General features: G+C 47.1%; 21 protein-coding genes and 1 pseudogene. 20 read left to right on the plus strand and 2 right to left on the minus strand.

The window, feature by feature from the left end:
- Window positions 1-243: 243 nt before the first annotated feature.
- From MARME_RS22825 to MARME_RS00655, 18 genes and pseudogenes are all read left to right on the plus strand, one after another.
- A pseudogene (locus MARME_RS22825) lies at window positions 244-330 on the plus strand (LysE family translocator); the annotation flags it as partial.
- 76 nt (window positions 331-406) lie between these two features.
- Window positions 407-892, plus strand: coding sequence for a LysE family translocator (locus MARME_RS00575; RefSeq protein ID WP_263053295.1), 486 nt, complete (start codon window positions 407-409; stop codon window positions 890-892).
- 315 nt (window positions 893-1207) lie between these two features.
- Window positions 1208-2491: an urea ABC transporter substrate-binding protein gene (gene urtA, locus MARME_RS00580; protein ID WP_013659327.1), complete on the plus strand. Its 1284-nt coding sequence runs from the start codon at window positions 1208-1210 to the stop codon at window positions 2489-2491.
- 505 nt (window positions 2492-2996) lie between these two features.
- A complete protein-coding gene (gene urtB / locus MARME_RS00585) occupies window positions 2997-4613 on the plus strand; it encodes an urea ABC transporter permease subunit UrtB (RefSeq protein WP_013659328.1) in 1617 nt (538 codons plus the stop codon).
- Window positions 4610-5743 (plus strand): urea ABC transporter permease subunit UrtC, encoded by a 1134-nt coding sequence (urtC, locus tag MARME_RS00590; RefSeq protein WP_013659329.1) that lies wholly within the window; start codon window positions 4610-4612, stop codon window positions 5741-5743. Before urtB ends, urtC begins: the two co-directional genes overlap by 4 nt.
- On the plus strand, window positions 5740-6591 hold the full coding sequence (gene urtD, locus MARME_RS00595; RefSeq protein ID WP_013659330.1) for an urea ABC transporter ATP-binding protein UrtD: 852 nt from the start codon (window positions 5740-5742) through the stop codon (window positions 6589-6591). Before urtC ends, urtD begins: the two co-directional genes overlap by 4 nt.
- The gene (gene urtE / locus MARME_RS00600; protein ID WP_013659331.1) at window positions 6588-7277 is read left to right on the plus strand and encodes an urea ABC transporter ATP-binding subunit UrtE; all 690 of its coding nucleotides are present in this window, start codon (window positions 6588-6590) and stop codon (window positions 7275-7277) included. The genes urtD and urtE overlap by 4 nt, the downstream gene beginning before the upstream one ends.
- A 116-nt stretch (window positions 7278-7393) precedes the next feature.
- A complete protein-coding gene (locus MARME_RS00605) occupies window positions 7394-8287 on the plus strand; it encodes an urease accessory protein UreD (RefSeq protein ID WP_013659332.1) in 894 nt (297 codons plus the stop codon).
- 304 nt (window positions 8288-8591) lie between these two features.
- On the plus strand, window positions 8592-8894 hold the full coding sequence (locus tag MARME_RS00610) for an urease subunit gamma (protein WP_013659333.1): 303 nt from the start codon (window positions 8592-8594) through the stop codon (window positions 8892-8894).
- Between the two features lie 86 nt (window positions 8895-8980).
- Complete coding sequence (locus tag MARME_RS00615; RefSeq protein WP_013659334.1) at window positions 8981-9319, plus strand: urease subunit beta; 339 nt, start codon at window positions 8981-8983, stop codon at window positions 9317-9319.
- Window positions 9316-11034, plus strand: coding sequence for an urease subunit alpha (gene ureC, locus MARME_RS00620; RefSeq protein ID WP_013659335.1), 1719 nt, complete (start codon window positions 9316-9318; stop codon window positions 11032-11034). The genes MARME_RS00615 and ureC overlap by 4 nt, the downstream gene beginning before the upstream one ends.
- Before the next feature lie 45 nt (window positions 11035-11079).
- A complete protein-coding gene (ureE, locus tag MARME_RS00625) occupies window positions 11080-11544 on the plus strand; it encodes an urease accessory protein UreE (RefSeq protein ID WP_013659336.1) in 465 nt (154 codons plus the stop codon).
- Window positions 11525-12202, plus strand: a complete 678-nt coding sequence (locus MARME_RS00630) for an urease accessory protein UreF (protein WP_013659337.1) — start codon at window positions 11525-11527, stop codon at window positions 12200-12202. The genes ureE and MARME_RS00630 overlap by 20 nt, the downstream gene beginning before the upstream one ends.
- Window positions 12203-12427: 225 nt before the next feature.
- Entirely contained in the window at window positions 12428-13075 is a 648-nt protein-coding gene (ureG, locus tag MARME_RS00635) for an urease accessory protein UreG (protein WP_013659338.1), read from the plus strand.
- 24 nt (window positions 13076-13099) lie between these two features.
- Window positions 13100-13699 (plus strand): HupE/UreJ family protein, encoded by a 600-nt coding sequence (locus MARME_RS00640; protein ID WP_013659339.1) that lies wholly within the window; start codon window positions 13100-13102, stop codon window positions 13697-13699.
- A gap of 178 nt (window positions 13700-13877) precedes the next feature.
- The gene (locus tag MARME_RS00645) at window positions 13878-17324 is read left to right on the plus strand and encodes a hybrid sensor histidine kinase/response regulator (protein WP_013659340.1); all 3447 of its coding nucleotides are present in this window, start codon (window positions 13878-13880) and stop codon (window positions 17322-17324) included.
- Between the two features lie 19 nt (window positions 17325-17343).
- Window positions 17344-18264 carry a response regulator transcription factor gene (locus tag MARME_RS00650; protein WP_013659341.1) on the plus strand — a complete coding sequence of 307 codons (921 nt, stop codon included), beginning with the start codon at window positions 17344-17346 and terminating at the stop codon, window positions 18262-18264.
- A 24-nt stretch (window positions 18265-18288) separates the two neighbouring features.
- Window positions 18289-18915 carry a nucleoside/nucleotide kinase family protein gene (locus tag MARME_RS00655; RefSeq protein ID WP_013659342.1) on the plus strand — a complete coding sequence of 209 codons (627 nt, stop codon included), beginning with the start codon at window positions 18289-18291 and terminating at the stop codon, window positions 18913-18915.
- A 17-nt stretch (window positions 18916-18932) separates the two neighbouring features.
- Here the strand turns inward: MARME_RS00655 and MARME_RS00660 are convergent, their stop codons facing one another.
- The gene (locus MARME_RS00660; RefSeq protein ID WP_013659343.1) at window positions 18933-19304 is read right to left on the minus strand and encodes a winged helix-turn-helix transcriptional regulator; all 372 of its coding nucleotides are present in this window, start codon (window positions 19302-19304) and stop codon (window positions 18933-18935) included.
- Window positions 19305-19404: 100 nt separating this feature from the next.
- On the opposite strand from MARME_RS00660, the gene MARME_RS00665 reads away from it, so the two are divergent.
- Window positions 19405-20154, plus strand: coding sequence for an SDR family oxidoreductase (locus MARME_RS00665; protein WP_013659344.1), 750 nt, complete (start codon window positions 19405-19407; stop codon window positions 20152-20154).
- Window positions 20155-20186: 32 nt separating this feature from the next.
- Here MARME_RS00665 and MARME_RS00670 read toward each other — a convergent pair whose 3' ends face one another.
- Entirely contained in the window at window positions 20187-21074 is an 888-nt protein-coding gene (locus MARME_RS00670) for a LysR family transcriptional regulator (protein WP_013659345.1), read from the minus strand.
- Window positions 21075-21208: 134 nt separating this feature from the next.
- Here MARME_RS00670 and MARME_RS00675 point away from each other — a divergent pair, with 134 nt between their 5' ends.
- The gene (locus tag MARME_RS00675; protein ID WP_013659346.1) at window positions 21209-22039 is read left to right on the plus strand and encodes a TauD/TfdA family dioxygenase; all 831 of its coding nucleotides are present in this window, start codon (window positions 21209-21211) and stop codon (window positions 22037-22039) included.
- Window positions 22040-22054: the final 15 nt, after the last annotated feature.

Here is a 22054-nt window from a genome sequence, read left to right on the forward strand (position 1 = left end):
GCTATTCTCTGATGCGAGAGACGTCATTTGGGGTGTCCCTTAGTTTAGTTGCCGATTGAGCTTATTGATTTAGGGTATTGCACTTCGGAGTTGAATTCGCGACTATATTTAGGGAGCGAAACGCTTTGACTCACAGGAAGAGGTAGATACATCCCTACGATGTGACTCTTTCTCATCGTGTTTTTAGGAATTGTTAGGGTGTTTTATAGAAGGAGCTTTTAGATGGATATACATGTTTGGCTAATGTTTTTTTTAGCCTACTTCGTAACAACGCTTGCACCAGGTCCAAACGTTTTTTTAGTGTTAAAAAACAGCATAAAGTTTGGCTGGAAATACTCATTTATAACCATTTTGGGTAATTTGCTTTGCCAATTTTTGATTGTTTGTATGGTCGCACTTGGTTTTGGTGTCTTACTCCAATCATCTCCAACTTGGTTTTGGTGTCTTACTCCAATCATCTCCAACTTGGTTTTTATATGCGAAAGTGGTTGGCGGAAGCTATCTTATTTATATTGGATTAAAGAGCTTACTCTCTAAGAAAAACTCGTCATTTCATATAGATAATAATGGCGCTTCTGTGAAGAAAAATACTGCTTTTTCTATTTTTCTTGAGGCGTTTTTAGTATCGGCTAGCAACCCGAAAACCGTTATCTTCCTATCCGCATTTTTGCCTCAGTTTATCGATGTTAACCATTCCGCGAATGAGCAATTTTTGATTATGTTTCTCACGATATGTTTGATCGTAACGGTTGTGCATATAGGCTACTCGATTGGTATCCATCATATAAAAAAGTACTTTTCCGAAAAGAAATTCAATTCATATCTCTCCAAAATCACCTCAAGTGTCTTTGTCTTAATGGGAATAGCCGTCCTAAGTAGCAATAAAAGCTAGGGAGGGCGTTGAGATAAGTTAGCGAAAGCTCATAACTAAAGTGAAAAGCAGCTTTAGTGAGCTTTCGTCTGTAATGTTCAGAGCAGTTCATTTTATCCCTAAAGAAAGCTCTAGGCGTTCATATCAGACGTTTCAGAGAGCGTTTCTCTAGCCCCAACTACGTCAAATGACGTATACCCCTAGTGCATTTCGCGCATACCCTTTGTCGATGTGATTCTGAATACTGTGTTGAGTGAGTTGAGCTGAATAAGAGCTGAAAAAGCCGCGTCACTCAACTTCTATTACTTATTCAAAATCACATAGGACAACCTCAACATGAAAATCAAAACGCTTGCTTCTGCGATTGCGCTTTCTGGCGCGACGCTTATTGCGTTGCCTTCTATGGCGGCGGATACCATCAAGGTCGGTGTGTTGCACTCTTTGTCTGGCACGATGGCGATTTCTGAAACAACGCTGAAAGACACTGTTTTAATGATGGTGGAAGAGCAAAACAAAAAAGGTGGTTTGCTGGGTAAAAAGCTAGAAGCGGTGGTGGTTGACCCTGCTTCAAACTGGCCTTTGTTTGCAGAGAAAACGCGTGAACTTCTGACTCAAGACGAAGTGGATGTGATTTTCGGTTGCTGGACGTCCGTGTCTCGTAAATCCGTTTTGCCAGTAATCGAAGAGCTAAACGGCTTAATGTTCTACCCCGTTCAGTATGAAGGCGAAGAGTCCTCTAAAAACGTGTTCTACACAGGCGCTGCGCCGAACCAACAGGCGATTCCTGCTGTTAATTACCTAAAAGACGAGCTAGGGGTTGAGCGTTGGGTTCTTGCCGGTACGGATTACGTTTACCCACGTACGACGAACAAAATTCTAGAAGCCTACCTAAAAGACATGGGTGTGGCAGAAGAAGACATCATGATCAACTACACGCCATTTGGTCACTCTGATTGGCAGTCTATCGTCTCTGATATCAACAAATTTGGTAGTGCAGGTAAGAAAACAGCGGTGGTGTCGACCATCAATGGTGACGCAAACGTGCCTTTCTACAAAGAGTTAGGTAACCAAGGTATTTCTTCTGAAGACATCCCAGTTGTCGCGTTCTCTGTAGGTGAAGAAGAGTTGTCTGGTTTGGACACCGCGCCGCTTGTTGGCCATTTGGCAGCGTGGAATTACTTCCAAAGTGTTGAAACTGAAGAGAATGAAGAGTTCATCACCCAGTGGAAAGCCTTCACTAAAAACCCTGATCGTGTAACGAATGACCCAATGGAAGCGACCTTCATTGGCTTTAACATGTGGGCGAATGCAGTGAAAGACGCTGGCACGACCGACGTTGATGCCGTTGAACAAGCCATGATCGGTCAAGAAACACCAAACCTAACGGGCGGCATTGCTGTCATGAACAAAAACCATCACTTGAGCAAGCCAGTGCTTATTGGTGAGATCCAAGACGACGGTCAATTTGAAACGGTTTGGGAAACAGACGGCGTTGTCGCAGGTGATGCGTGGTCTGATTTCTTGCCGGGTTCTAAAGACTTGATTGCGGATTGGACTGACCCAGTTAAGTGTGGCAACTACAACACGAAGACTAAGGCGTGTTCTGGTCAGAACTATTAGTTGTAGCGCTTTGTGCTGAGACCCCCTCCCAACCTCCCCCTTGGTAAGGGGGAGGAGCCAGACCGAAGTATTGATACTCCCTCCCTTGGTAAGGGAGGAGTCAGGCCTAAGTATTGATATTCCCTCCCTTGGTAAAGGGGAGGAGTTAGGCTGAAGTATTGATATTTCCCCCCTTGGTAAGGGGGAGGAGCCAGACCGAAGTATTGATATTCCCTCCCTTGGTAAGGGGGAGGAGCCAGACCGAAGTATTGATATTCCCTCCCTTGGTAAAGGGGAGGAGTCAGGTCGAAGTGTTGTTATTTCCCCCCTTGGTAAAGGGGAGGAGTCAGGCCGAAGTATTGATATTCCCTCCCCTTTACAAGGGGAGGGTTAGGGAGAGGTCTAAGGCGCTTCTGTAAATGAACAACTATCCGAATTTTACTCTCCCAGGGGTAAATCTCTCAGCTGGCATGCGCTGGCTGAGAGCCTTTTTAGATCATCTTCCAAACTATTTTGGAGTAGAACTTTGAACGTTATTTTGACGCTTTGCTTGTTGTTAGGTGCTTTGATGCCCTTTAGTTCCGCTTACGCGGCGACGGGCGAAGCTTCGGCGCAGTCAGCCAGCCCTATGCTGGTCGAGCTGACCAAAACCAAACTGTCTAAGATGCCAGCCGTGCTCGAAAAGTTAGAAGCGGAAGGCGGCGATGCCTACCTTCCTCTTTTTCGCACTTGGCTTGCAGGCAATCTCTATTATGTGAAGTCTGACCGTACTTTGGTTGAAAAAGTCGGATCGGGCAAACAAGTGACTTATCAGGTTATGTTTTCAGGCGAGTCTCGGCCAGATATAACCAAAAAACAGGTCAAGAAAGTAAAAGTAAACAACAAGCTACGTAGCCTTCTGCGCAGTGTGATTGCCCGTATTCAGCTGACGTCTGAAAACCCAAAGGTTCGAGAAGGTGCGGTAAGAGAGTTACTGGCGAAGCTGGATAAAAACCTCATTGGCATACTTGAGACATTATATGTCGAGGAAGAAAGTCGCGATGTAAAAGCCATGATGGGAACGGCGCTTTCTTTATTTGCGGCATCGGATAAGTCGAACAGCCAAAGTGTTCGTCTCTCCGCGATCGAAGATTTGTCGGAGAGTTTGGAAAATGACGTTCGCAATGGGTTAACGAAGCTTACGAATGATTCTAACGAGGCGATTGCGGCAGCGGCTGAGAAAGCGCTGGTCAGTATTAATCAACGTGTCGAACGTTATGCTTTGGTGGATCAACTCTTCTTTGGTTTAAGTCTTGGGTCGGTGCTTTTACTGGCGTCGATTGGCCTTGCGATTACGTTCGGTGTGATGGGCGTTATTAACATGGCCCACGGTGAAATGATCATGCTGGGCGCTTACACGACTTACGTTGTTCAGCTCATGATGCCAAACCACATTGATTATTCGATTTGGGTGGCGATCCCAGCTGCGTTTTTAGTCTCTGGTTTAATGGGCGTGTTAATTGAGCGCTTGGTGATTTGTCGCTTGCACGGTCGGCCGTTGGAAACTTTGTTGGCGACCTTTGGTATTAGCCTGATTTTACAACAACTGGTTCGAACTATTTTCTCACCGCTTAACCGTCAGGTTTCAACGCCCAGTTGGATGAGTGGCTCGCTAGAGATCAACCCTGTTTTATCGCTGACGTTAAACCGTTTATACATTCTTGCGTTCGCACTGTTGGTGTTTATGGCACTGGTGCTGTTACTTAAGAAAAGCTCGTTAGGGCTTAATGTGCGTGCCGTTTCCCAAAACCGAAATATGGCGAAAGCTATGGGTGTGAAAACCGAATGGGTAGACGCCATGACCTTCGGATTAGGCTCAGGCATTGCAGGTATTGCAGGAGTAGCGCTTTCTCAGCTTACGAATGTTGGGCCAAATTTGGGGCAATCGTACATTATCGATTCGTTTATGGTGGTGGTGTTTGGGGGCGTTGGCAACCTGATGGGGACGCTGGTGGCGGCCTTTACCTTGGGGATTGCGAACAAATTCTTGGAACCGACTACGGGGGCTGTGCTGGCGGCGATTCTTGTGTTGGTGTTCATCATTTTATTTATTCAGAAACGTCCTAAAGGGCTGTTTCCGCAAAAAGGGAGGGCTGCAGAATGACAAAGCTTCTAGACTGGTTTTCGGCAGGGCGTACCTCTGGAAAATACACCTTACCGTTTGTGGTGATCTTGTTGAGCATCACGGTATTGGCATCAGCGGCGAACCTGTTGCTACCGCAAGATTCTGCACTTTATGTCAGCACATACAGTATTACGTTGCTGGGCAAGTACCTGTGTTATGCCATGTTGGCGTTGGCTGTGGATATTATCTGGGGTTATTGCGGGATATTGAGCTTGGGGCACGGTGCGTTCTTTGCGTTGGGCGGTTATGCCATGGGTATGTATCTGATGCGCCAAATCGGCGACCGTGGTGTGTATAGTAATCCGCTTTTGCCTGACTTTATGGTGTTTCTTGATTGGAAAGAATTGCCTTGGTTTTGGTTAGGCATGGATCAGTTCTGGTTTGCCATGCTGATGGCCGTGATTGTTCCCGGTTTACTGGCGTTTGTGTTTGGCTGGTTGGCGTTTCGTTCTCGTGTCACTGGAGTGTATTTATCCATTATGACGCAAGCGCTGACTTATGCGCTCTTGCTGGCCTTTTTCCGTAATGAGATGGGTTTTGGAGGCAACAACGGCTTAACAGACTTTAAAGAAATCTTAGGGTTTGATCTGCAAGCGGATGCAACACGCGTCTCTCTCTTTTTGATCACGGCGATTCTGCTTGCTGGTATATTTGTCTTGAGCCAACGTATTTTATCGTCTCGACTTGGCAAGGTGACGCTCGCCGTACGAGATGCCGAAGCGCGCACGCGCTTTATCGGTTATCGCACCGAGCGCTATAAGGTTTGGTTGTTTGTCTACTCCGCTGTCATAGCGGGTATTGCAGGGGCACTGTATGTGCCGCAAGTCGGCATTATTAATCCAGGCGAGTTTTCCCCCATTAATTCCATCGAGATTGTGATTTGGGTGGCGGTCGGCGGTCGTGGAACGCTCATTGGTGCGATTATTGGTGCGTTACTCGTGAACTACGCGAAAACTCGATTTACCGCGATTATGCCTGACGGTTGGCTATTTGCATTGGGGGCGATGTTTGTACTTGTGACTCTCTACCTACCGAAAGGTTTGGTGGGTTTGTATGGGCAATTGACATCAAAACGTGGAGCGAAAGCCAAACAGGAGGCAACGTCATGAGTGCGTTTGATCAACCTTTACAAGGGCTTCGCGATACCTTTCGTCGTGATCAAGTGTGGCCCTTTTTAACACCAGAGCAAGCGAAGGTCGACGTTGCGAATCAAATGATTCTCTATGTCGAAGATCTCAATCTGAGTTTTGATGGTTTTAAAGCTCTTAACAATCTGAATCTCTATGTACGAGACGGTGAGCTTCGCTGCCTGATTGGCGCAAACGGCGCAGGAAAGACGACCTTGATGGATGTGATTACCGGCAAGACGCAGTGCGATTCTGGGACGGTCTATTTTGGTCAAAATCATAATCTGTTAACGAAAGACGAAGCGGACATTGCGCAGCTTGGCATTGGACGAAAATTTCAAAAACCGACGGTCTTTGAGGCGCAGACAGTATTCGATAATCTCGAATTGTCTCTCAAAACGGATAAGCGCGTATTGCCGACATTGCTTTCCCGTTTGTCGTCTTCAGATATCGAGCGCATTAATGATGTGCTGGCGATTATTGGTTTATATGGGCAGCGTTTTATGAAAGCGGGCGCCTTGTCTCATGGACAGAAGCAATGGCTGGAGATCGGTATGTTGCTGGTTTCCGATCCAAGGTTGTTGTTAATCGATGAGCCTGTTGCGGGCATGACAGCTCAGGAAACAGAACGTACCGCTGAGCTGCTGACCTCGCTTGCGGGTGATCGTACTGTGATCGTGGTGGAGCACGATATGGAATTTGTTCGCAGTATTGCCCGTACTGTGACGGTGCTGCATCAGGGCTCCGTTTTAGCCGAAGGCACAATGGATCAAATCCAAAGTAACAAAGACGTGATCGAAGTCTATTTAGGGGAAGAGGCAGACGCATGATTTCTATTAACAAAGTAAATCAGCTGTATGGCGGCACTCAGATTTTGTGGGATCTGGATTTGGACATTGTACCAAAATCCATCACCTGCATTATGGGTCGAAATGGTGTTGGAAAGACAACGCTTCTCAAAGCCATTATGGGGTTATTACCGATTCAAAATGGCGAGATCACAATGGATAACGAGGCACTGCATAAGCAAAGTGCTGAGCGCCGAGCCTACGCAGGCATTGGTTATGTTCCCCAAGGAAGAGATATCTTCCCCATGCTTACAGTAGAAGAAAATCTTCGCATTGGCTTACCAGTGCGAAAAAGCAAAGACATTCCAGAGAAAATCTTCGAGCTATTTCCTGTATTGAAAGAAATGCTGCACAGACGTGGAGGGGACCTATCAGGTGGTCAGCAACAGCAATTGGCGATTGGCCGCGCGCTTGTATTGGAACCCAAAGTGCTGATTTTGGACGAACCAAATGAGGGCATACAGCCCAATATTGTGAAACAAATTGGAGATGTGATTCTTAAATTAAATGTAGAAGAAGGTCTTACTGTCATCTTAGTCGAGCAAAAGTTGGGCTTTGCGCGGCGCGTTGGAAAAGAGTTCCGTTTGATGGAGAAGGGCCGAATTGTGGCAGCGGACAAGATGGAAAACCTAAATGATGAGCTGATTAAGCAGTATTTGGCCGTGTAAGTGATGTTGTCTGACTGACGTTACGCGACATTGGTTTGGAAGAGTAACGTCATTCGGCACAGTTTTCGCAGTTTAAAACCCTTAAACGAATAATTAAAACCACTCAAAGGGGTGTTATGAGTCTATTGGCAGAGCCGATGGTAAGCAACGCGGGTGAGAGAACCCTAGCGAGTCAATGGAAAGCCTATCTTGAGATAGGTTTCGACAAAACGGCACGTGGCACGGTGTTAAAAACCTGTGATCACAAAGGCCCTTTGTATGTACAAAAGCCGTTTTACCCAGAAGGGAAAGAAGCCGCCCACGTTTATCTTTTGCATCCGCCCGGTGGCCTTGTGTCGGGTGATGAGTTGGTGATCGAATCGAAACAATCCACAGACACCCATGTACTGATTACCACCCCCGGAGCGGGACGAGTTTATAAGGCACGCCCTGATAAAACCTTGCAGCGCCAAACCACTTTTTTAAACGTTGCGAAAGGGGCGGCGATGGAGTGGTTACCTCAGGAAACCATTCTTTATCCAGATGCCAATACGAAATTGACGAACCACATCGACTTACAGGGCTCCGCCCGTTTTATTGGCTGGGAAATAACGTGTTTTGGGTTGCCAGCAAATCAAAAAGATTTCAACGAGGGAAAAGCCGATCAACGCATTCAAATTAATGTAGATGGTCGAATTCGACTTAGGGAAAGATTACTTATCGATAAGCAAAGCCTTGACCTAATGTCAGGGCAAGCGGGTCTTCAGGCCAACCCAGTGAACGGCGTTTTGATTGCAGGGCCATTTACCGAGCAGAGTGAAGCGAATGACGCGCTTGTGGATGCGTTAAAGCAAGCTTGTCGTGATATGGATGGCGTGTCTGGTGCGACGTTGGTGGGCGAGTTTGTCGTGATCCGAAGCCTCAATTCCGACAGTGAGAGAATGAAGAACCTGTTTATTCAATGTTGGCGACTAATCCGCCCCGCTTTGCTGGGGAAGGCGGCGTGTGAGCCGAGGATTTGGTCGACTTAGTAACGACCCCCTCCCAACCTCCCCCTTGGTAAGGGGGAGGAGCAGAACTGAGATTTTTTGGATTCTCTTCCCTTGGTAAGGGGGAGGAGCAGAACTGAGATTTATTGGATTCTCTTCCCTTGTTAAGGGGGAGGAGCAGAACTGAGATTTTTTGGATTCTCTTCCCTTGTTAAGGGGGAGGAGTAGAGCTGAGATCTATTGGGTTCCCCCCCCCTTAATAAGGGGAGGGTTAGGGTGGGGTCATTATGTCTTATAGGGCTATCTCCTAAAGGGCAATTAAAATTTACAAAACCAAGAGACGACAATGGAATTATTACCGAGAGAAAAAGACAAGCTGCTGGTGTTTACCGCCGCATTGTTAGCGGAACGGCGCTTAAATCGAGGTCTTAAACTGAACTACCCCGAAGCGATGGCCTACATCACTATGGAAATAATTGAAGGTGCGCGTGATGGTAAAACGGTGGCTGAATTGATGGCTTACGGTAAAACCTTGCTGAGCGCTGATCAAGTGATGGATGGGGTGGCGGACTTAATTCATGAAGTTCAGGTGGAAGCAACGTTCCCAGATGGAACCAAGCTAGTCACGGTTCATAACCCTATTAATTAGAAAATGCAGCGACTCTTATACTCTGATGCTCTGCATCAGGGTGAAATGATTCTTTGCTTTTGCACTGTTTTTTTGGAGGGACTGCAATGATTCCGGGTGAAATTTGCGTTGCCGAAGGCGCGATCATGCTAAATGAAGGGCGTCAGACATTAACACTTCGCGTTGAAAATACGGGAGACCGGCCGGTTCAAATCGGCTCTCATTACCATTTTTATGAAGTGAATCCTGCGTTAGTGTTTGATCGAGCACTTACGAAAGGGTATCGACTCAATATCGCGTCTGGCACGGCGGTACGTTTCGAACCGGGACAGGGGCGAGAGGTCGAGCTTGTGGAATACGCTGGCAGCAAAACCATCTACGGCTTTCGAGGCGATGTGATGGGAACGCTGAAAACGGACTCCGCTTATGAGGAGAGTAAATCATGAGTACATCCAAAAAAACGATGGATCGTGCGAGTTATGCTCAAATGTTTGGCCCGACGACGGGCGATAAAGTGCGTTTAGGGGACACGGATCTTTGGATACAGGTCGAAAAAGACTTTACGACCTATGGCGATGAGGTGAAGTTCGGTGGCGGTAAAGTAATCCGTGATGGAATGGGGCAAAGCCAATTGACCAATGATGTCGCCGTCGACCTTGTGATTACCAATGCGCTGGTGATGGATCATTGGGGCATCGTCAAAGGGGATGTCGGCGTCAAAGACGGACGTATTTTTAAAGTCGGCAAAGCGGGCAACCCAGATGTACAGGACAACGTCGATATTGTCGTTGGTCCGGGTACTGAAGTCATTGCAGGGGAAGGCTCGATATTAACCGCAGGCGGCATCGATGCTCACATCCACTTTATTTGTCCGCAACAAATTGAAGAAGCGCTGACCTCCGGTGTAACAACCATGATCGGAGGGGGAACCGGACCTGCGACAGGAACCAATGCCACGACCTGTACTCCGGGGCCTTGGTATATTGGGAAAATGATGCAAGCCACCGACAGCATGCCAATGAACTTAGGCTTTCTCGGAAAGGGCAATGCGAGTTTGCCTGACGCGTTGGAAGAACAGTTAGAAGCGGGGGCGTGTGGGCTCAAATTGCATGAGGATTGGGGTACAACACCTGCTTCGATTGATTGTTGCCTGTCTGTCGCAGAAAAGTACGATGTACAAGTGGCGATTCATACCGATACGCTTAATGAGTCGGGCTTTGTGGACAGCACTTTAGGTGCGTTCAAAGACCGTGTTATTCATACCTATCACACGGAAGGTGCAGGCGGTGGTCATGCGCCGGATATCATTCGTGCAGCAGGTCAGCCAAATGTGTTGCCGTCTTCAACCAACCCTACGCGTCCATATACTCACAATACCGTTGATGAACACCTTGATATGTTGATGGTGTGCCACCACTTGGACAGCAACATTCCAGAAGATGTTGCGTTTGCCGATTCTCGTATTCGTAAGGAAACCATAGCGGCAGAAGATGTGTTTCATGATCGTGGTGCGTTCTCGATGATCTCTTCTGACTCTCAGGCAATGGGCCGAGTGGGAGAAGTGGTTACTCGTACATGGCAAACCGCGCATAAGATGAAGCAACAGTTCGGTCTGCTACCGGAAGATCAAGAACTGGGTGCAGATAACTTTCGTGCTAAGCGTTATATTGCAAAATATACAATCAACCCTGCAATTGCGCATGGCATGAGCCATGAAGTGGGTTCCATTGAACCGGGTAAATTGGCCGATTTGGTGTTGTGGAAGCCTGCCTTTTTTGCGGTTAAACCGTCGATGATCATCAAAGGCGGAATGATCGCAAGTGCGCCGATGGGCGACCCAAATGCGTCTATCCCAACCCCACAACCGGTTCATTATCGTCCGATGTTTGGTTCGTTTGGTAAGGCCAGTGCGGCAACGTCGGTGACCTTTGTGTCCGATGCAGCTTTAAAAAATGGTATTAAAGACCGCCTTGGTTTAGATCGTTCACTGGTGGCGTGTAAAAACACGCGTACCGTCAGCAAGAAAGACATGGTTCACAATGATTGGATGCCTGACATTATGGTCGACCCACAAACCTATGAGGTGCGCGCAGATGGTGAATTGCTAACGTGTGAACCAGCTAAAGAACTGCCTTTGGCGCAGTTGTATAACCTTTTTTAACGGGTTCGAAAGTCATGCCTCTATACCTGTGTGACGAGTCGAACAATGAAAGCGAACGCGGAGAATATTTTGGATATCTATACTCGATTAGGCACGCATTGCCATGACGACGTGTATACAAGAGTCACCTTAGACGCCGATCAGCGCGAACGAGGCCGTTTAAAGTTGACGGGTGAGAATGGTGAGGAAGTACGCGTTTTTTTAGAGCGCGGAAAGCCGTTGCTGGTAGGGGAATATCTGCGTTCAGAGTGCGACAAGATTATTCAAGTTGTCGGGGCGGTTGAGTCAGTTGCTCACGCCAGTTGTGATGATTGGGCTGCGTTTTCAAAAGCGTGTTATCACTTAGGAAATCGCCATACCAAAGTGGAGGTTGGCGAGCGTTGGTTAAGGATCAAACCCGATCATGTATTGGAGGAGATGTTGCATCTTCTAGGTTTGGTCGTGACTCACGAAGAAGCGGTCTTTAACCCTGAATCGGGAGCTTACAGTCATGGACATCACCACCACTGATCGCGGGTTACTGCGACTACTGCAACTGAGCAGCGTCAGTCTGCCAGTGGGTGGCTATGCTTTTTCACAAGGGATGGAATACGCCATCGACCAAGGTTGGATTAAGAACCAAGCGCAGGTTGAAGATTGGACGTCACTGCAATTAATGCAATCGTTTGCGCGTGTCGATTTGCCCATTTTGAGAATGGCAATGTCCGCTTGGCAGCGACGAGATGAAGCTCGCTTAGTCGCATTGAATGATCTCGTGTTGGCGTGTCGAGAGACCAAAGAGCTTAGGCTGAATGACACGGCAATGGGCGAAGCCTTGGCTCGGTTATTGCGCAGCCTAGAGATAGAGGTGCCGTTTTTAAAAATTGAAGAGGTGAGTTTTACGATCTTGTTTGCGATAGCGGTGACGGACTGGAACATCGAATTTGAGACCTCGGCATTAGGCTTTACATGGTCGTGGCTTGAGAACCAAATTGCCGCAGCGACTAAATTGGTTCCGTTGGGACAAACTCAAGCGCAGATTCTGTTTGGCTCGCTTCAGCCCGTGTTAACCGAAGCCATTCAGTTATCAAAAACGCTTGATGAAGACGATGTAGGCGCAGGGCTTCCTGCCGTAGCGATTGCGAGTTGTCTGCATGAAACACAGTATTCACGGTTATTTAGATCATAGACGAGACCCCCTCCCAACCTCCCCCTTGGTAAGGGGGAGGAGCAGTTTCTTTCCCCACTCTAAACCAAAGTGGGAGGAGCGGCTTCTTTTTTCCCCTCCCCTTGGCAAGGGGTAGGAGGTGAACTGAGGTTTATTTTGTTCCCTCCCCTTACTAAGGGGAGGGCTAGGGAGGGGTCTAAGGCATCCGCCACCAAGATTAGAATTTTAAAAGATAGGTAATAAACAATGACAAAACCAAAGCAAACGCTACGAGTTGGAATTGGTGGCCCAGTCGGGTCGGGTAAAACAGCGTTACTACGTTCTCTGTGCTCTGCGATGCGCGAACATTACAATATCGCGGTGGTGACAAACGATATTTACACACAAGAAGACGCTAAATTTCTAACGCGTCACGAGGCGTTGGAAGCGGATCGGATTGTCGGTGTTGAGACTGGCGGTTGCCCGCATACGGCCATCCGAGAAGATGCGTCGATGAACTTGTCGGCAATAGATGAATTATTAGCACGTCATGGTGAATTGGATGTGGTGTTTGTTGAATCAGGAGGTGATAATCTATCTGCGACTTTCAGCCCTGAACTGTCTGATTTAACGGTCTATGTCATTGATGTTTCAGCGGGAGATAAAATCCCTCGTAAAGGTGGACCGGGTATCACTAAGTCTGATTTGTTGATCATTAATAAAACGGATCTGGCTCCTTTGGTAGGAGCGTCATTGGATGTGATGGATCAAGACGCAAAAGCACAACGTGGCGATCGTCCTTTTGTCTTTTCTAATCTGAAGAAAGCAGAAGGCTTAGATGACATTATTCAATTTATTGTGTCCGAAGGGATGCTGGAAGCGAAACAACTACCACCGGCAAAAGCGGTCGTTTAATTTATTTATTTAGGAGATTCTTTCATGCATTTATCTTTCTCTAAAGGAATGTCAGCTAAAACATTGGCTGCTTCTTCTCTTGCAGTTTTTTCCGGTGCGGCAGTCGCGCACGCGGGCCATGAACACATATCAAGTTTCATGTCTGGCTTTATGCACCCTATGGGCGGTCTAGATCATTTGCTTGCTATGGTTGCAGTTGGCCTTTGGGCGGCAGCGATGGGTGGCCGAGCGCTATGGGCAGTGCCTATGGCATTTGTCATTGCGATGGTGATGGGCGGCGCATTGGCAGTAGCTGGTATGCAGGTTCCTTTTGTTGAGCAAGGTATTCTATTGTCGGTTGTTGTGTTGGGTGCATTGGTACTGGGCGCTAAACGTCTTCCTGTTGCGGCGTGTGCTGCAATCGCGGGTGCATTTGCTATCTTCCACGGTGCTGCGCACGGTGCGGAAATGCCTCTTACTGCAAACGGCATTCAATATGCTGCGGGCTTTGCGCTTGCGACAGCGGCACTTCACCTTGTGGGTGTTGGTCTAGGTCAATTAGCAACTCGCTTTGGTACACCAATCGTAACGCGCATTTCTGGTTCTGTCATTGCGCTTGCTGGTGTTGTTCTTGCTGTAGCGTAAACAACACTTACCCCCTCCCAACCTCCCCCTTGTTAAGGGGGAGGATTTAAACCGAGAGCCTCTAATTCCCTCCCTCTTGTTAAGTGAGAGGGGCTGAACTGGGAGCTTCTAATCCCCTCCCCTTTATAAGGGGAGGGTTAGGGGTAAGATCTTCGATTTGCTTTAAAGGTGCGCTTCTATGTCTGCTGCTCAAAAGATCTTTAAAGTTAGACGCCATTACAATAAATGGGTAGCAGACCAAACCATGGAAGACTACGCCTTGCGTTACACGTCAAAGCAAGGTCACACCATGTCGATTGAACGCGTGGGTCATACTGCACTGGGTGCAGCAGCCTTTCTCGCATTAGAAGGTTTAGCCGCCGTTATCACTCTAAGTTACGGCTTTACCAATGCTGTTGCCGCTATTTTGACGGTGCTGGCCGTTTTCTTCGTGACCGGTTTTCCAATTGCTTACTACTCCGCCAAACACGGCCTCGACATTGATTTGCTGACACGAGGAGCGGGTTTTGGTTATCTTGGCTCAACCATCACGTCACTGATCTACGCGACTTTCACCTTTATATTCTTTGCGATTGAGGCGGCCATTCTGGCGTCGGCCTTAGAAGTTCTACTAGGCATTCCGCTCTCGATTGGCTATGCGTTGTCTGCCTTGTTTGTTATCCCCATTGTGACCCATGGTATTCGAGCAATCAGCCGTTTTCAAAACGGTACTCAATGGATTTGGCTTGTGTTGCAGTTTGCCGCTATTGGGGTGGTGTTGGTTTCTGAGTACCAGCATATCGATGATTGGTCGAATTATACGCCCGTTGATTTGCCGGAAGGCGCACATTTTGATTGGGTGCTCTTTGGCGCTGCGGCGTCGGTATTATTTGCCTTAATGGCGCAGATTGGGGAGCAGGTGGATTACCTGCGCTTTTTCCCGAAAAAAACCAATGAAAACGCAAAACGCTGGTGGTTCTGGTTAGTGCTTGCGGGACCGGGTTGGGTGTTTATTGGTGCGATTAAGATGTTGCTAGGGTCATTCTTAGCGTATTTGGCCATATCGGACGGTGCGACTGCGGTTCAGGCAACCGATCCAACCTTTTTGTATCAACGTATCTTTCTTTTTCTTACGACCTCGCCAACAACGGCGTTAATTCTGGCGGCGGTGTTTGTCTTTATTTGTCAGATGAAGATCAATCTGACCAACGCTTACGCCGGCTCGATTGCGTGGTCGAACTTTTTCTCTCGGCTGACCCATAGCCACCCCGGACGAGTTGTTTGGCTGGTGTTTAATGTAACCATCGCCTTGCTGCTAATGGAACTGGGCATTTACCAAGCGCTGGGTGCTATCTTGAGTGTATTTGCGATCAGTGCTGTGAGCTGGTTAGGCAGTCTTGCGGCTGATTTACTCGTGAATAAGCCGTTGGGCCTCAGCCCAAATTATGTCGAGTTCAAGCGGGCGCATTTGTACGACATCAATCCTGTCGGAACGGGATCGATGTTGATCGCAACGGTGATCGGTTTAGTCAGTTATTTGGGCGCTTTTGGTGAGGTTGCGAAAAGCTTGTGTCACTTTATTTCGCTCGCGACCTGTTTTGTATGCGTGCCCAGCATCGCTTGGTTTACCAAAGGAAAATACTACTTGGCGCGTCAGAGTCCAGAGCTGGTTCCTTTGATCGAAGCGGAACAAGCGCGACGCCCACATTCAAACGTCGTGACTTTAACCTGCGGTATTTGTCAGAATGAGTTTGAGTCGGAAGACATGAGTTTTTGTCCGGCTTACATTCAACCGATTTGTTCCTTGTGCTGTTCTCTTGATGTTCGTTGCCTTGAGAGCTGTAAGCCAAGTGCGAATATCAGTGCACAGAGTGATTATTTTCTAAAACTGTTTCTCCCTAAACGAGCGGTGAAGGCGATTAGCTCGCGCTTTGGGCGCTTTACTTTTTTGCTGTTGCTCACCAACTTAATCAACGGCGCTTTAATGCTGTTGATTTACCGACAAATGTCACCCGAGACACCCAGTGAAGCCATCTTATTGCAAGACACGATGTGGGCGTTGTTTTTTACCCTATTGATTGTATCGGGCGTTTTATCTTGGCTGTTTTTGTTAGCGCATGAGAGTCGTGTGGTTGCACAGAAGGAGTCCAACCGCCAAACACGTAAATTGGTGAAGGAGATAGACGCCCACCAAGAAACGGACCGAGCGTTACAGGATGCAAAGGAGCTGGCAGAGCGAGCAAACGAAGCGAAAAGCCGCTATTTAACTGGAATAAGCCACGAACTTCGCACCCCGTTGCAGTCCATTATTGGTTACGCTCAGTTGTTATCCGATAAGAAAGATGCGCCGACACAGCACCAAAATGGGTTAGATATCATTCAGCGCAGTGGTCTGTATTTAGCGGATTTAATTGAAGGCCTGTTAGACATTTCCAAGATCGAAGCAGGGCGGTTTGACCTTTACCGCAACACAGTCGATTTACCGAATTTGATTGAGCAGCTTGAAAGCATGTTTGAAATGCAGGCACGAGGCAAAGGCATTGAATTTGAACTTAATATTCGAGCACCTTTACCTCGCCTTGTTATTACCGACGAAAAGCGGTTGCGACAAATACTGATTAACTTGTTGTCAAATGCAGTGAAATACACGCAAAAAGGGAAAGTGACGTTCGACATTAACTATCGTAACCAAGTGGCTGAATTTCATATAGTGGATACTGGCGTCGGTATTAAAGAGGAGTATTTGCAGCGTATTTTTGACCCTTTCGAACGTGTACGAGACCGCTATTCCGCGAACTTACCAGGTACGGGGCTAGGCTTAACCATTGTTAAGTTGTTAACCGAAATTATGGGGGGAGACCTTAAAGCTCGCTCTGAGGTAGGCAGCGGGAGTGAGTTTACGGTTAGCCTATTGCTACCTTGGGTCAACCAGCCTGATACACAAACGGATCTTCATCAGCGTGTCGTAAGTTATCAGGGTTATCAACGATCCATCATGGTCGTCGATGATGATCCCGTTGTACGAGGGCTGTTATCGGATATCTTAGTGCCAATTGGCTTTAATGTATTAGAAGCATCAGATGCAAGCGTGTGCCTAAATCAGTTAGAGGCCAGCTCGCCAGATTTATTCATTCTCGATGTCACTATGCCGGGCATGGATGGTTTGGCTCTTGCTAAGCTCTTGCGTGATCGAGGTGATACAACACCGATCGTAATGTTATCGGCCGATGCTCAGGAAAGTCAGCGTAAGCCTGATGAGCAAGCCGCGTTTAATCAGTATCTCGTTAAGCCGATTAACAATGTGACTTTGCTTGAAACCGTACAGCAATGGCTTGGCATTGAATGGGTCTATCAATCTTCTAATGCATCGTCTGAGCCGCAGTTTGCATCTGGGTTAGAGCCCTCAGAAAGCGAAGCGTTGTCGGAGCAACACGCACTCATTCAAGATCATGAGTTGGTTAGAGAGCTGATCGCCTTCGCCGAAATGGGGTATAAAAAAGGCATTCGTAGTACACTCGATAATCTCGATCAGATCAAATGGATGCCCAAAAAACACAGTGAGAGTCTTGATGCCCTGTATCAAGCCTTTCAATTTGAAGCCATTGCAGAGTATGTGGCGCAACACCTAGAGAAACCGTCGTCATAATGTTAATTAAGAGCGAACAATGATGAACACCACAAGTGATCTCGTGAGAAGTGAAGTGGTGCTGGTGGCGGATGATTCGCCCGATGCATTAAGCTTAATTCACGATACGTTGGAAGCCGCCAACATGGACGTACTTGTGGCTTTAGAAGGTAAGCAGGCGCTTACTATTGCCAAACGGATTCGCCCCGATATTATTTTGTTGGATGCGATTATGCCCACGATGGATGGCTTCGAAGCGTGCAAAGCGTTAAAAGCCGATCCTAATCTTTCGACTATCCCTGTTATTTTTATGACGGGGTTAAGTGATACTGATGACATTGTGCGAGGCCTCGAAGCGGGCGGCGTCGATTACCTCACTAAACCCATTCAGCCGAATGAACTGATTGCACGAATGCGAGTACATCTAAACAATGCACGTCAGGCAAACAATGCACAATCGGCGTTAGACAGTATGGGGCAATACCTCATGACCGCAACGGAGCAAGGTTCCATCGCTTGGGCGACGCCGCAAACCTATGCTTTGTTAGCTAAAGCGCGAGCGAGCCAAGCATGGCAAACAACCGAACTCGCCCAGCAAATCAGACACTGGTTGTCTCACGTCCCTGAAACGGGAAACACGTTAAAGTTGGACGGGTTAGAGTATCCGCTTTCAATCAAAATGATGGGTTATACAGAACAGAAAGAAGCGTTACTCAAGCTTGAAGATGGTGTGAAGCCAACGGAAGTTGAACTGCTGAAATCTGAGCTGAATCTAACCGATCGAGAATCCGAAGTATTGCGCTGGATCGCAAACGGCAAAACGAATCGAGAGATCGCCGAAATCCTCGAAATGAGCCCTAGAACGGTTAACAAGCACCTTGAACAGATCTTTCCGAAGTTAGGGGTCGAAAACCGCACTGCGGCGGCAGGCGTTGCATTGAGAGTCTTTGCCAAATCTTGATTAATCAATGAGTTAATACCAAAAATGCCTTCCTCAAACCAAATTCTATATCTTCAGCGACTCGCCTCAACGCTTGATCAAGGTGAACAATATTGGATCGGTTTAGTCGGCGCTCCGGGTAGCGGAAAAAGCACCTTTGCAGCGCAGCTTAAAGATGCGCTTGGCGATAGATTAGTGATCATCCCAATGGATGGCTATCACTTGTATCGTCATCAGCTTGATCAGATGCCAAACCGAGAAGAGGCATATATCCGCCGAGGTGCGCCGTTTACTTTTGATGCTGTTAGATTGGTTTTAGAACTGGTCGCAGCTAAACACAACGGTTCTGGAGTTTTTCCTAGTTTTGACCATCACAAAGGTGATCCAATTGAAAATGACATTGAGCTGAAGTCGACTGACCAGATTGTATTGGTGGAAGGGAATTATCTGCTGCTCAATGAAGAACCTTGGAATCGGTTAAAGGCAGAAGTCTTTGATGAAACTTGGTTTTTGGATGTACCAATTTCTGTTAGTAACCAGCGCGTTGCAGAGCGTCATATTAAAACCGGCTTAACTGCTCCACAAGCATGGCAACGAGTGATGACAAACGACGGTCTAAATGCGGAGTTGATCATTGAAGCGTCTCGTGAGAAGGCCGATAAATTAGTCTGATTCGCTTAGTGCTCGACTCACGGCTGCGACTTCTTTTCTAACAAGTCTGATTTATGTTCCGTCATCCAATTCGCCAGCGAATCGAGTGTTGGCTTTAAAGTCCTTCCCAACTCAGTAATTTGATATTCGACCCGTGGCGGCATTTCTGGGTAGGCGGTGCGCTTTACCAATCCGATGTCTTCGAAAGCGCGAAGCTGTTTGGTCAGCTCTTTTTGAGTGATAGGCGCGACTGCACGTTGCAAGGTTCCAAATCGAACTGCGTTGGTAGTTACAATCAGTCGATACAGTATTGGAATAGCCCATTTTCCTGACACGATGTTAACGAAATCAACCATAGGACAAGGGGGGATACAATCCGCTTCGTCAGAATGTGGAAGTAATGTGGTCATTGCTATAAGTTCCTTTAGTATCCAATTGGTACCTACTATCAATAGGGTACTTTAGTAAACATACTGGCTTCTCCAAATCACTTTTTCAAGGAGAATTCTTATGGGACGGTTAGCCAAAAAATACGCGTTGATTACAGGAGGAAGCGCAGGAATAGGCTTTGAGACTGCGAGGCAGTTTATCGCAGAAGGAGCAGAGGTCTTGATTACTGGGCGTCATGTCGAAGGGCTCGAAAAGGCGAAAGCACTATTAGGTGATAATGCTCATATATTCCAGAATGACGCAGGTGATATTGCCAGTCAACAAGCCCTTTCGTGCTACATTGCAGACACTTTTCCGAGGCTTGATATTGTTTTTGTTAATGCTGGCGACGTAACACACCTTCCAGTAGCAGACTGGGATGAAGCGGCCTTTGATCGAGTGATATCAACCAATCTAAAAGGTCCATTCTTTTTGATTCAATCACTGCAAGCGCTTTTGTCAGGTTCTGCGTCTATTATATTGTGCGGCAGTGTATCGGCTCACATTGGCTTACCGCAAAGTAGCGTGTATGCAGCGAGCAAAGCCGGTTTACAGTCGTTAAGTCGTACGCTTTCGGGAGAACTAAAACATCTTGGTATTCGTGTGAACTCGCTAAGCCCTGGCCCGACGGAGACGGGCGCTTTCGACAAGTTCGGTTTACCTCAAAAGGAAAAAGAAGCGCTAAAGGAACAGGTTCGTCAACTTGTGCCTTTGGGTCGCATGGGACGAACCGAAGAGCTAGCTAAAGCGGCGGTTTTTCTGGCGTCGGATGAATCCAGTTATATGCTTGGCTCTGAGCTGCTGGTCGATGGTGGTGTTGGTAACGTCTAGTGTTGTTTCGGTAGTACCGAGTTGATTGTCTTTTATTCGCTGTTTTTTAAATTTGCTAATAAGGCATTCCAAAAGTCCTCAGTGATATTGTTGGTCGGGTGGGATTTAGAGCGAATGAGATAAACGGGTTCGTCGCTTTGATTGTTAAAGTGTTCGATATTGAGAGGAAGTAGGCTTCCCGATGCCGTTTCTTGATCGACCATATATTTTGGCACTCTTGCCCAGCCAAGCGCCTCCATGACCAAGTTCTTTTGTAAGGTGTAATCGGCGACAAAGAACTTTTTCCCGCCCTGAATGACGTTGATATGTTCAAACGGTTTGGCTCCTCGATCTTCTATGAGCACTTGTGGGTGCCGACGCATTTGGGCGTGGGTTAGCAGTCCTTGAGAAGGGGTGTCGAATAAACGGGGCGAGGCAACGGAGATCATCGGTATTTGGGTTATCTGAACAAATTCATACTGATCTCCTAAGCCATGTTGAGTGCCGATTGCGACATCTGAATCGCCGCCATCCAGCCGTTCAATAAGCCCAGACATATGGTCGGAGTTGATGATGAGATCAATGTCGGTATTCTCGGTTTGAAAATGATAAATAGCTTTTAATATTGGTGGAATCGCGCATCGTGCGCTGAGAGAAACTGTCAGTTTCGGAGCGTTGGGCTGAGCAAGCTCGTGACCAAGTGTCGTGAGGTTTTGTACTTGTACGAGCAGCGCTTTGGCTTCTTTGTAGAAGGCTTTCCCTTCTGGTGTCAGAGTGGGTCGGTACGTCTCACGGCTAAACAATTTAAACTCGAATTCTTGTTCTAAGTTTTGAATGGCCAAACTGATTGTTGACTGTGTTTTATAAAGCGCGTCAGCGGCGGCTCTAAACGTACCGGTTTCGACTACTGCAATAAATGCCTGTAATTGCTCATTCTTCATGATCTCTTTTTCCAATCATCTTGATGTATAAATATCGTTATTTATCTATTGAATAATCTATTAGTCTCATCGATATGGCAATGTAAATGTGCCTAGTTATATGTTTCAAATATGCTAACGATGGAGCGATTATCATGTTGAATACTCAAGTTGATCAGAGTGATAGCACGTTTGACGTGCTTCCTATGTCTATGTCGATCGAAAAGGTGTTAACCGAAGATCAGTCATTAGCCGACGTCCGAACTGCTTTAGATAAAGGGTCTGGCTCGATCTTATTGGATGCTGCACAGTGGCTTGAACTGTGCGATGTGGATTGTCAAAGCGAACTGATTAAATTAGGCAACCGTTTAGGTAAAGTAGTACAACGAGGCAAAACTGAGTCACCAATTTGGAGGGTGGAGTCTAAGCCCGACAAAGCGATGCCGTCTTTTTCTGAGCAATCAAATGATGCGCCTTTTCATACGGATGCGAGTTACTATCCTGCCCCTATGAAATATCTGATTTTTCTGTCTATCACGCCAGCGAGTCAGGGTGGAGAAAATCTCATTTTAAGTCATCGCCGCTTGTTAGACTCACTGAGGGAAAAAGAAAATGGCAGGGAGATTATCAGTATCTTGAGTCAGTCAGAGTTTCCTTTCAGCATGTCACCTTCGTTTCATGTTGATTCGTCAAAAGAGCTCCCATTAGAAGTCGCGCCTGTGCTGTCGGATGATTCAATTCGTTTTCAAATTAAGGCGATTCGTAATGGTTTTCATCGTAAACCAGAACTCATGTCTACTAAGAAAGTGTATGCCATTGAGCAATTAGAATCTCACTTAGCAGGGTTCATGAAAAATCGAGGTGAAAAGCTTAAAGCGGGACAAATGTTGATTGTAAACAACTGGCGGGCATTACATGCGCGCAAAGCGTTCGGAAATGAAAAGCGCTTGTTGTTCAGAGCTAGTGTGGAAGCCGAATTAGAATAAAAATAATTGAGACGA

Origin of the sequence: Marinomonas mediterranea MMB-1, from assembly GCF_000192865.1 — a bacterium.
Taxonomy (GTDB): Bacteria; Pseudomonadota; Gammaproteobacteria; order Pseudomonadales; family Marinomonadaceae; genus Marinomonas; species Marinomonas mediterranea.

Coding starts and splice junctions, on each gene's coding strand:
- MARME_RS00640 (WP_013659339.1), top strand. CDS start 13,100: ATGCATTTATCTTTCTCTAAAGGAATGTCAGCTAAAACATTGGCTGCT.
- MARME_RS00660 (WP_013659343.1), bottom strand. CDS start 19,304: ATGACCACATTACTTCCACATTCTGACGAAGCGGATTGTATCCCCCCT.
- MARME_RS00645 (WP_013659340.1), top strand. CDS start 13,878: ATGTCTGCTGCTCAAAAGATCTTTAAAGTTAGACGCCATTACAATAAA.
- ureC (WP_013659335.1), top strand. CDS start 9,316: ATGAGTACATCCAAAAAAACGATGGATCGTGCGAGTTATGCTCAAATG.
- MARME_RS00675 (WP_013659346.1), top strand. CDS start 21,209: ATGTTGAATACTCAAGTTGATCAGAGTGATAGCACGTTTGACGTGCTT.
- urtD (WP_013659330.1), top strand. CDS start 5,740: ATGAGTGCGTTTGATCAACCTTTACAAGGGCTTCGCGATACCTTTCGT.
- MARME_RS00665 (WP_013659344.1), top strand. CDS start 19,405: ATGGGACGGTTAGCCAAAAAATACGCGTTGATTACAGGAGGAAGCGCA.
- MARME_RS00610 (WP_013659333.1), top strand. CDS start 8,592: ATGGAATTATTACCGAGAGAAAAAGACAAGCTGCTGGTGTTTACCGCC.
- MARME_RS00650 (WP_013659341.1), top strand. CDS start 17,344: ATGATGAACACCACAAGTGATCTCGTGAGAAGTGAAGTGGTGCTGGTG.
- MARME_RS00655 (WP_013659342.1), top strand. CDS start 18,289: ATGCCTTCCTCAAACCAAATTCTATATCTTCAGCGACTCGCCTCAACG.
- MARME_RS00670 (WP_013659345.1), bottom strand. CDS start 21,074: ATGAAGAATGAGCAATTACAGGCATTTATTGCAGTAGTCGAAACCGGT.
- ureE (WP_013659336.1), top strand. CDS start 11,080: ATGAAAGCGAACGCGGAGAATATTTTGGATATCTATACTCGATTAGGC.
- urtE (WP_013659331.1), top strand. CDS start 6,588: ATGATTTCTATTAACAAAGTAAATCAGCTGTATGGCGGCACTCAGATT.
- urtC (WP_013659329.1), top strand. CDS start 4,610: ATGACAAAGCTTCTAGACTGGTTTTCGGCAGGGCGTACCTCTGGAAAA.
- MARME_RS00605 (WP_013659332.1), top strand. CDS start 7,394: ATGAGTCTATTGGCAGAGCCGATGGTAAGCAACGCGGGTGAGAGAACC.
- urtA (WP_013659327.1), top strand. CDS start 1,208: ATGAAAATCAAAACGCTTGCTTCTGCGATTGCGCTTTCTGGCGCGACG.
- ureG (WP_013659338.1), top strand. CDS start 12,428: ATGACAAAACCAAAGCAAACGCTACGAGTTGGAATTGGTGGCCCAGTC.
- MARME_RS00630 (WP_013659337.1), top strand. CDS start 11,525: ATGGACATCACCACCACTGATCGCGGGTTACTGCGACTACTGCAACTG.
- MARME_RS00615 (WP_013659334.1), top strand. CDS start 8,981: ATGATTCCGGGTGAAATTTGCGTTGCCGAAGGCGCGATCATGCTAAAT.